General features: G+C 46.8%; 6 protein-coding genes. 3 read left to right on the top strand and 3 right to left on the bottom strand.

The window, feature by feature from the left end; translation table 11 throughout:
* Positions 1–291: 291 nt before the first annotated feature.
* Positions 292–1,545, top strand: a complete 1,254-nt coding sequence (locus HWQ67_RS09470; RefSeq protein ID WP_218252444.1) for a GGDEF domain-containing response regulator — start codon at positions 292–294, stop codon at positions 1,543–1,545.
* Between the two features lie 134 nt (positions 1,546–1,679).
* Here the strand turns inward: HWQ67_RS09470 and HWQ67_RS09465 are convergent, their stop codons facing one another.
* Positions 1,680–3,728: a putative bifunctional diguanylate cyclase/phosphodiesterase gene (locus HWQ67_RS09465; RefSeq protein ID WP_218252443.1), complete on the bottom strand. Its 2,049-nt coding sequence runs from the start codon at positions 3,726–3,728 to the stop codon at positions 1,680–1,682.
* A 382-nt stretch (positions 3,729–4,110) separates the two neighbouring features.
* Here HWQ67_RS09465 and HWQ67_RS09460 point away from each other — a divergent pair, with 382 nt between their 5' ends.
* Entirely contained in the window at positions 4,111–4,860 is a 750-nt protein-coding gene (locus tag HWQ67_RS09460; RefSeq protein ID WP_218252442.1) for a Crp/Fnr family transcriptional regulator, read from the top strand.
* Between the two features lie 61 nt (positions 4,861–4,921).
* On the opposite strand, the gene HWQ67_RS09455 is transcribed toward HWQ67_RS09460, so the two are convergent.
* Together HWQ67_RS09455 and HWQ67_RS09450 are read right to left on the bottom strand one after the other, a co-directional pair.
* On the bottom strand, positions 4,922–6,151 hold the full coding sequence (locus tag HWQ67_RS09455) for an aminotransferase class I/II-fold pyridoxal phosphate-dependent enzyme (RefSeq protein ID WP_218252441.1): 1,230 nt from the start codon (positions 6,149–6,151) through the stop codon (positions 4,922–4,924).
* Complete coding sequence (locus HWQ67_RS09450) at positions 6,112–7,074, bottom strand: NAD-dependent epimerase/dehydratase family protein (protein WP_218252440.1); 963 nt, start codon at positions 7,072–7,074, stop codon at positions 6,112–6,114. Before HWQ67_RS09450 ends, HWQ67_RS09455 begins: the two co-directional genes overlap by 40 nt.
* A gap of 152 nt (positions 7,075–7,226) precedes the next feature.
* Here HWQ67_RS09450 and scpB point away from each other — a divergent pair, with 152 nt between their 5' ends.
* Positions 7,227–7,826: an SMC-Scp complex subunit ScpB gene (scpB, locus tag HWQ67_RS09445; RefSeq protein WP_218252439.1), complete on the top strand. Its 600-nt coding sequence runs from the start codon at positions 7,227–7,229 to the stop codon at positions 7,824–7,826.
* The last annotated feature ends 108 nt before the right edge of the window (positions 7,827–7,934 follow it).

The following is a 7,934-nucleotide window of genomic DNA, read 5'->3' as shown; positions in this document are numbered from 1 at the left end:
AACCAAAACAATTTATTGTCGCAGTATGCGTAAACTGTTGATTAATAGGATTTTAAATGCAGGTTATTAATGAATAATTTTTCTCTTGACATCACGGTTGCTTGACCCCATTATATATTGTTCACAGTGTAATCTTTCCATATGTATACCTGAACTATTACGTTTTTTTTAAGAAGATACATTGCCCTTATAGACGGACTTGACACGGTTAATTCATACTGTTATAATGTTCTCATGCGTTCTGAAATAACAGATTCTGATGCCGAAGATATCCTGAAAGATGTAACGCTTTTGTATGTTGAAGATAATGAGGATATAAACAGGATTCTCTCTACATTTTTAAGAAAACGTGTAAAAATAGTATTTAAAGCCTTTAATGGTCAAGAGGGGCTTGAGCTTTTTAAGACGCAAAATCCGGACATTGTAGTTACCGACATACGAATGCCTAAGATGGATGGCATTGAGATGGCCAAACGGATTAAAGCAATACGGGATGATACCAAAATAATAGTCACCACCGCGTTTAATGATGAGGAGTTTTTTCTTAAGGCCATAGATGCCAACATAGACAGCTTCATAAAAAAACCCATAGACCCACACAAACTCGTTGACACAATGGCAAAACTTATAACCGTTTCTCTGCAAAAACGAGAGCTATACGAAAAGAGCAAGCTAATCGGTTTTATACTCAATTCACTGCCAAATTTTATCTTTACGACAAGAGATGGAAAGGTGGAGTTTGCAAACTCTACCTTCCTTACTTTTCTGAGTTGCGAGTCCATAAGTGAATTTACCGGCAAGTATAAATATCCCGATGACATTTTATCCAGAAATATCGATGCCGGTGCCGGGGATACTGACAGTAATCCTTCTGCGGAGTATATCAGCTTAATCGATTACCTGAAAGAGCACAAAGAAGAAGAGAGCATGGTTTCCGTAAAGACGGCTGATTGTAACAATTTATCGGGGGCATATATCTTAAAGTATGCCCACATTCCTGAGAGCGAAATATACATCTTTTCCTTAACCGACGTGGAAAATTATGAAAGCAAGAGGAAAGAACTGGAGATTACAAACATTACAGATGAGTTGACAGGTATATATAACAAGAGATACTTTAACAACACATTGTCGATGCACATAACAAACAGACAGTGCAGTGAGTCTCCTGTTTCCTTGATTTTTTTTGATATAGACCATTTCAAAGCAGTCAACGATAAGTATGGACATCTGTTGGGAGACTGCACCTTAAAGGAACTTGCCAAACTCATATCCGAACAAATTCGTACCCAGGATGTGCTGGCAAGATGGGGCGGGGAAGAGTTTGTGATTCTGATGCCGAATATAAAATTAGATACCGCTGTTAAGGTAGCGCAACGTTTGCGAGCGAATATAGAAAGCCAACTCATATGCGATATAAGAATTACAAGCAGCTTCGGTGTAGTAACATATGCAGAGGGCGAAACAGAAGAAGAGTTTTTAAACCGCGCTGATGCACTTCTCTATGAGGCCAAACGTTCCGGCAGAAACAAAGTTTGCTTTTAACATAGAGCCTACATGTAAAACTTAGGGTTAAGCATAACGGGGTCAAGGGGACTGGTCCCCTTGCGGGAGGGGTCTGAGGGGAGGGCGGAGCCGCTCCCCTTCTTTTTTTTTTCAGGGGGGGTGAACTATTACCTTTATTTTGTCGTAATCTTGGTGATATCCCTCACGGGTTCTGAGAAGTAGTAGCCCTGTGAGTAGTCGATGCCCAGCTCAAGTACGATCTCCTGGACCTCCTTGTTGTGGACGTACTCGGCGATGACCTTCGTGTCTATGCTGTGGGCAAAGTCGGTTATGGACTTGACTATCTTGCGACTGTTTTTGTCCGTGACAAGACCCTTTATGAAGCTGCCGTCGATCTTTATGTAGTCGGCGTGAAGCTCTAAGAGGCGACTGAAGTTTGAGTACTCGGTGCCAAAGTCATCGATGGCGATCTTAAAGCCCATTGCCGAGAGTTCGTCTATCTGGTCTATCGTGTCCTTTGTTCCCTTCATGCTGATACCCTCAAGTATCTCCAGCACAACCCGTGATGGCGGTATGTTGTGCTGCCGCAGTCGCTGCTCCAGGTAGTCCAGCAGAAAGCCCTCCTTGAAGTCAAAGTCGGTGATATTTATCGAAAACTCGTAAGGCTTGTCCTTGAAGTATTCCATGCTCTTGTCTATCATGACCTTGGTGATGCTGGTAAAGATACCTGTCTTTCTGGCGGGTTCGAGGAAGTAGATGGGGGAAATAATAGCCCCCGTGCTGTCTTTCATTCTTACCAGGGCCTCAAACTTGCCGGGCTTGCCGGTGGAGTTATCGATTATAGCCTGGAAGTAGGGGATGATGTCCTGTCGTTCGATGGCCTTTTTCAGTTCGTTGGCCCAGTAGAGGTTGTTCTTGTAGCGTTGTTCTGTCTGTGAGTCTGGTGAGTAGACCTGGACTCTGTTTTTGCCATGCTCCCTGGCCTCCATAACGGCAACCGTGGCGTGCCTTACCACCACCCCGTCCACGTTGGTATCAAGCCCTATCGTGAAGGTTATCTTGATGTAGAGTTCCTCGCCGACGATGTTTATGTTGTTGTTGTTGACGTAGTCCTTCAATGTGTTGGCTAACTGGCGTGGTTGATTACCCTGTGGAGAGATGAGCATCATGAGAAACTCATCGCCGGATATCCTGTACAGAGAGGCATTATCGGGTGTGAGTTTTTTGAGTATATCGGCCACCAACTTTAAGACCATGTCGCCGATGCGCATACCGTAGACGTTGTTTATCTGCGAAAAGTCGTCAATGTTGATAAGCAGGACGGATTTTTCTGCATCCACATTTTTTTGGAGGTCTTCTATGAGTCGGTTTCTGTTGTAAAGCCCCGTGAGGCTGTCCGTGATGGCCTTTTGTTGCAGTTCCTGAGTTCGCTGTGTCACCGCGTTTTCCAGGAAGGTGTTCAGGGTTCGGATGTCATCGTCTCTGTCCTTTATTTCGTACAGGATGTGATTCATTTCCTTGATGATACTCCTGTGTTCCTGTAGCTCAAACTCCTCGGGGTCTATCTCCTTGTACTCCCTGACCGCTTCGGCAAACATTCCGATAAGTGCCCGCAGGGGTCTTGCCACCGTCCGCTGAAGCGCGCTGATGAGAATCATCGTGGTCAGTATCGCAGCCACAAGTAAAGAGACTATCGTAAAGACTATAAATTGGACGTTGCTGTCCCTGAACTCACTGATATCCATCTCCATATTCAGAATACCTATGGTGGTATCTGCCATGACATGGTGACAGTTGAGGCACTTGAGGTTGCCAGTATTTGAGGCTATGTATGGAACTGCAACCCTGAAGCGTTGCGTGTCATTGACTTTGTAATCGATAAACTGTGGTTTATTGGTCTTGATGGCCACCTCGTCTATGGAATCGAGTGAGACATTTTTCACATCGCCCAGGCCGATGTCTTGCACCCGTGTTATCCACAGCTTGTCGATCCCCTTGAGGTAGCTGATCTCCTGGAGAAAGTAGTCCTTCTTGTCCATCGTACCGCTGTTCATGTGTGCCGTCAGACCGGCCTTGATCGTCGAGGCGGTAATGAGCGACTTCTCCCTGATGGTTTGCATCGTCAGTCTGTGGAAGTTGTAAAAAATGCTAAACGATATATACAGCGTATATATGGCAAAAACAATAGACAGCCGGCCTATTATGAATCTCTTAATTGTCATTTAACCGTATATAAGCCATATTAATATATCTTACCGTATACCTCTTACCATGTAGCTTTTTTATAAATATATCCACCAACTCACTGTGATGATAGTATAATATCATATCGATACAGCAAAGTCAAATGTAATATTTATAGTATACTATAGATAAAGCACCATAAGACATTTACTCTGTAGACTTTCTGAAAATCCTTACGTTGCCCCTGATGTACTGTCAGCAACGCCGGTTTATGTGACAGATGTCATAGACATTTTTTATACCTGCCACACTGTTTAATAAAATCCCATTGACAAAATAGTGACAAAGCATTTAGTATTGATTTATAGAGATTAGAGTAACATTGTTATAAACAAGAAATTTCAAGAGTGGGTTGACGATATGCAGAAGGATACGACTAAGGAAATTAAGGGCCGCTCTACCGGTAAGATAAGACGTGGCAAGGGGACAAAGGCAGATGACCATGACAACAGCTTACAGTGTTTACCGTGTTTAGCGGCTTTTTCGTCATATGAGCTTTCCACAATAGAGAGCAAGGCTGTACGTAAAAAGTGTTGCAGGAATGACTATTTATTCTGGGAGGGGGATGAGATAAGGTTTGTTTTTGTCGTGGAATCAGGCTACATAAAGCTATTTAAGACCTCCGAGGAAGGCAGAGAGATAGTGATCCGGATAATGAAGGCCGGGGATTATTTTTGTTGTGCCCCGATATATGCCGATAGAAAGAACATGGTAAATGCCATCGCCCTGGAGGATACCTCTCTGGTGCTGATTCCGACAGAGTCCTTTCACGAAAGCATTTATGCCGGTCTTACCCCGATGGGGATACGGGTGTTGAGTACCATTTGCGATCGGGTGAAGCATCTGTCTGGCATCATAGAAAGTCTGACATTTAAGGACGTGGTCAAGCGGGTACTGATGATCCTGCTCAATGCGGCCAACGATAAGGACCCCGACAGCAACATTGTCACCCTGTCGCTGACTCATCAGGAGATGGCCTCGATGATAGGGACTGTCCGAGAGGTGGTTTCGCGGACGATGTCTAGGTTAAGAAAGCAGAACATAGTGTTTGACTCCACATCGAGGGAGTTTAAGGTAAATAAACAGCTCCTTATCGATGCGTTGAAGTAGCGTTCAACCACTGCCAGGGGTGAGCACACTGCAGGGGTGAGCAGTCACGTGCGGGGCGATTTTACAAGATATTGAGTATCTTTCCTGTTTGATAGAAGGCATCCAGGACGAAGTCTAGTTGTTGTTCGGTGTGTGTGGCCATGTAGCTAGTCCTGATCATGGCGCTGCCGGGGGGGACTGCCGGACTGACAACGACGTTGACAAAGACCCCCTTTTCGTGGAGCATCATTGTCATCTTAAATGCCAGCTCGTCGTTGCCGACGATGACCGGTATAATTGGCGACTGCGTGGGACCTGTCTTAAACCCCATAGCCCTGAAGCCGTGGAGCATCTTTTGTGTGTTCTTCAGCAGGGCGGTGAGTCTCTCCGGCTCGTTCTCTATGACATCCAGGGCAGCAATGACCGAGGCCACGGAGGACGGTGTGGGGCTGGCGCTGAATATGAGCGCCCTGGCCATGTGCTTGATATAATGTATGACGTCCTTGTCACCGGCGATAAAGCCACCGATAGAGGCAAGGGCCTTGCTGTAGGTTCCCATCACCAGGTGGACTTCATCCTCAAGACCATAATACTCTGCCGTGCCTCTGCCGGTTTTACCCAGGACGCCTATGCCGTGGGCGTCGTCAATCATGACCTTTGAGTTGTATTTCCTGGCGACTGGTATCAGGGCGGGCAGGTCTATGATGTCTCCCTCCATGCTGAAGACGCCATCGACAACGGTCAGGGTTGCCCGTGTTGTGGTTTCGGAGAGGACTCGTTCGTAGTCTTTGATATCGTTGTGTCTGAACTTCTTCACCTCGCCATAGGAGAGGCGACAGCCATCTATAATGCTTGCGTGGTCGAGTTTATCAAGGATAACGGTATCCTCCCTGCCAACCAGCGCCGATATAACACCCAGATTGACCTGAAAGCCGGTGGTAAAGATCAGTGCGGCCTCCTTTCTCATAAATCGGGCAAGTTTCTCCTCCAACTGCACGTGTATATCGAGGGTGCCGTTTAAGAAGCGGGAGCCGGCACAACCGGTTCCGTATTTGTTCAGGGCAGCCAGTGCGGCCTCTTTTACCTTTGGGTGGTTGTTCAGTCCGAGGTAATTGTTGGAGCCGACCATGATCATCCTGCGACCGTCGATAAAGACCTCCGGTTCCTGTGCACTCTCTATGGCCCTAAAATACGGATACAAACCCATCGACATCAGTTGCCGTACCTTGTCAAATTTCAGGCACTTGTTGAATATATCTTTTTTCGTATCTTCTACAGCCATTTGTGTATCTTGTACCAGTTTGCCGTCCATCTAATACCGTCCTTTAATTTTGTCTTTGGTTCGAATCCGAAGTCCCTGACAGCCTCGTCACTGTTACATAGCCAGTAGGGATGAATCAACTCCTTTATTTTATCCGGATTTATTATACCTTTCTTCGTTAACTTGCAGGCGATGGCGGCAATTACCGGCATAACGCCCTTGGGTATTGTTACCTTTAAGTAGCGACAGTCAAGCTCCTGTGCGATAGCATCTGCGATGTCGTCGCTGGTATGCACATCCAGGTCTGACAGGTAATATGTGCTGCCGATGGTCTTATCCGTTTCTATGGCGCTAACAATCCCCTTTACCAGGTCCTCCACATATATGAGCGAGTAGTACGACTTACCCCAGTAGGGCAGGATACCCTGCTTTATCATCTTAAAGAGCATGAACATGTCCCTGTCGCGGGGGCCATATACGGCCGGTGGTCTGATTATCGTGATGGGAAGTCTGTCTTTGTATGCCTGCACGGCGAGTTCTCCGCCCAGCTTGCTCTTGCCGTAGTCTGACACCGGCTCAGGATGTGCATCGACACTCAGCGGGGTACCGTCCTTGCTTGGTCCGGCAACGGCAAGCGTACTTATATGGACAAACCGCTTGATACCCTTTACGTACTTGTACGCCGCCTCGACCAGGTTTTCCGTACCGGAGGTGTTTGTGCAGTAGAAGTCATCTGCGTTGCCGGCCTTTGTCAACCCGGCCAGGTGAAAGACGTAATCGCAATCGCTCAGTAGACCCTCAAGGGTGTCTACCTTCATGCAATCCCCTTCCAGTATACACACGGGAAACCCCTCGATCCATTGCAGGTTTGACGTGCTCCTGACAAGGCATGTCACCGAGTAACCCCTGAGCACAAGTTCCTCTACCAGGTGGCTACCTATAAAACCTGTCCCGCCGGTTACTATCGCCTTCATACTGTCTTGCTGTACAATTGTCTGCGCATTTGTCTCAGACACATTATACACAATCAGTCACCTTTTTTGCTCGAATTTTTGATCGCACCAAAAAAAAGATTCCTGTCCTGACATTGTCAACTCTAACTGCTTCCCTATATAATACCTGTGATATGGCAGAGAATTACGAGGACAGTTTGGCAACCGCAGGTGAGGGCACTGAAGCAGAGGGGGCCGTGCAGGATCGCCCCAATGTCTGCCAGTGGATGGCGGTTATCGAGGCGCTGTTGTTTATCTCCGGGGATGCGTTGTCTGTTGCCGACCTAAAGAAACTGACCGGTATCTCTGAGGACGAAATAGCCGAGTGTATGGAGCAACTGCTCGGTCAATATCGGCAGAGAAACGGTGGCATTATCATAGTCGAGCTTGCCGGGGGGTATCAGATGGTCAGCAATCCGACCTGTGCACAGTACATAAAGCACCTCAAGAAGTCGAGGCCCATGGGCAAACTGTCGCTTCCAACCCTGGAGACGCTTGCCATAGTGGCCTACAAGCAACCCATTACAAGGGCCGAGGTCGAGGACATCCGTGGTGTCAGCGCCGACTGGATATTAAAGAGCCTCCTTGAGAAAAAACTGATAAAGATATCCGGGAGAAAGGACGCCCCAGGCAGACCACTGCTCTTTGCCACCACACGCGAGTTTCTGGTGTCGTTTGGCCTCAAAGACCTCTCAGAGCTGCCTACGCTGCGGGAGTTCACAAAGCAAGAATAAGCGTATCCTCTCAAAAAAGCAGGGTAATTTTTATTTCACGTTTAAAAGGCATGGATTCCTGCTTTCGCAGGAATGACAATTACAGCCGTTTTCTAAGTGTGTCATTTC

Origin of the sequence: Candidatus Magnetobacterium casense (assembly GCF_019173545.1) — a bacterium.
GTDB classification, from domain to species: domain Bacteria; phylum Nitrospirota; class Thermodesulfovibrionia; order Thermodesulfovibrionales; family Magnetobacteriaceae; genus Magnetobacterium; species Magnetobacterium cryptolimnobacter.
Note: the sequence above shows the minus strand (reverse complement) of the source record. Positions and strands in the feature narration are given on the sequence as shown.

Bases quoted from the DNA above. Each gene is read 5' to 3' on its own strand.
- HWQ67_RS09465 (WP_218252443.1), bottom strand. From the start codon at position 3,728: ATGACAATTAAGAGATTCATAATAGGCCGGCTGTCTATTGTTTTTGCC.
- HWQ67_RS09460 (WP_218252442.1), top strand. From the start codon at position 4,111: ATGCAGAAGGATACGACTAAGGAAATTAAGGGCCGCTCTACCGGTAAG.
- HWQ67_RS09455 (WP_218252441.1), bottom strand. From the start codon at position 6,151: ATGGACGGCAAACTGGTACAAGATACACAAATGGCTGTAGAAGATACG.
- HWQ67_RS09450 (WP_218252440.1), bottom strand. From the start codon at position 7,074: ATGAAGGCGATAGTAACCGGCGGGACAGGTTTTATAGGTAGCCACCTG.
- scpB (WP_218252439.1), top strand. From the start codon at position 7,227: ATGGCAGAGAATTACGAGGACAGTTTGGCAACCGCAGGTGAGGGCACT.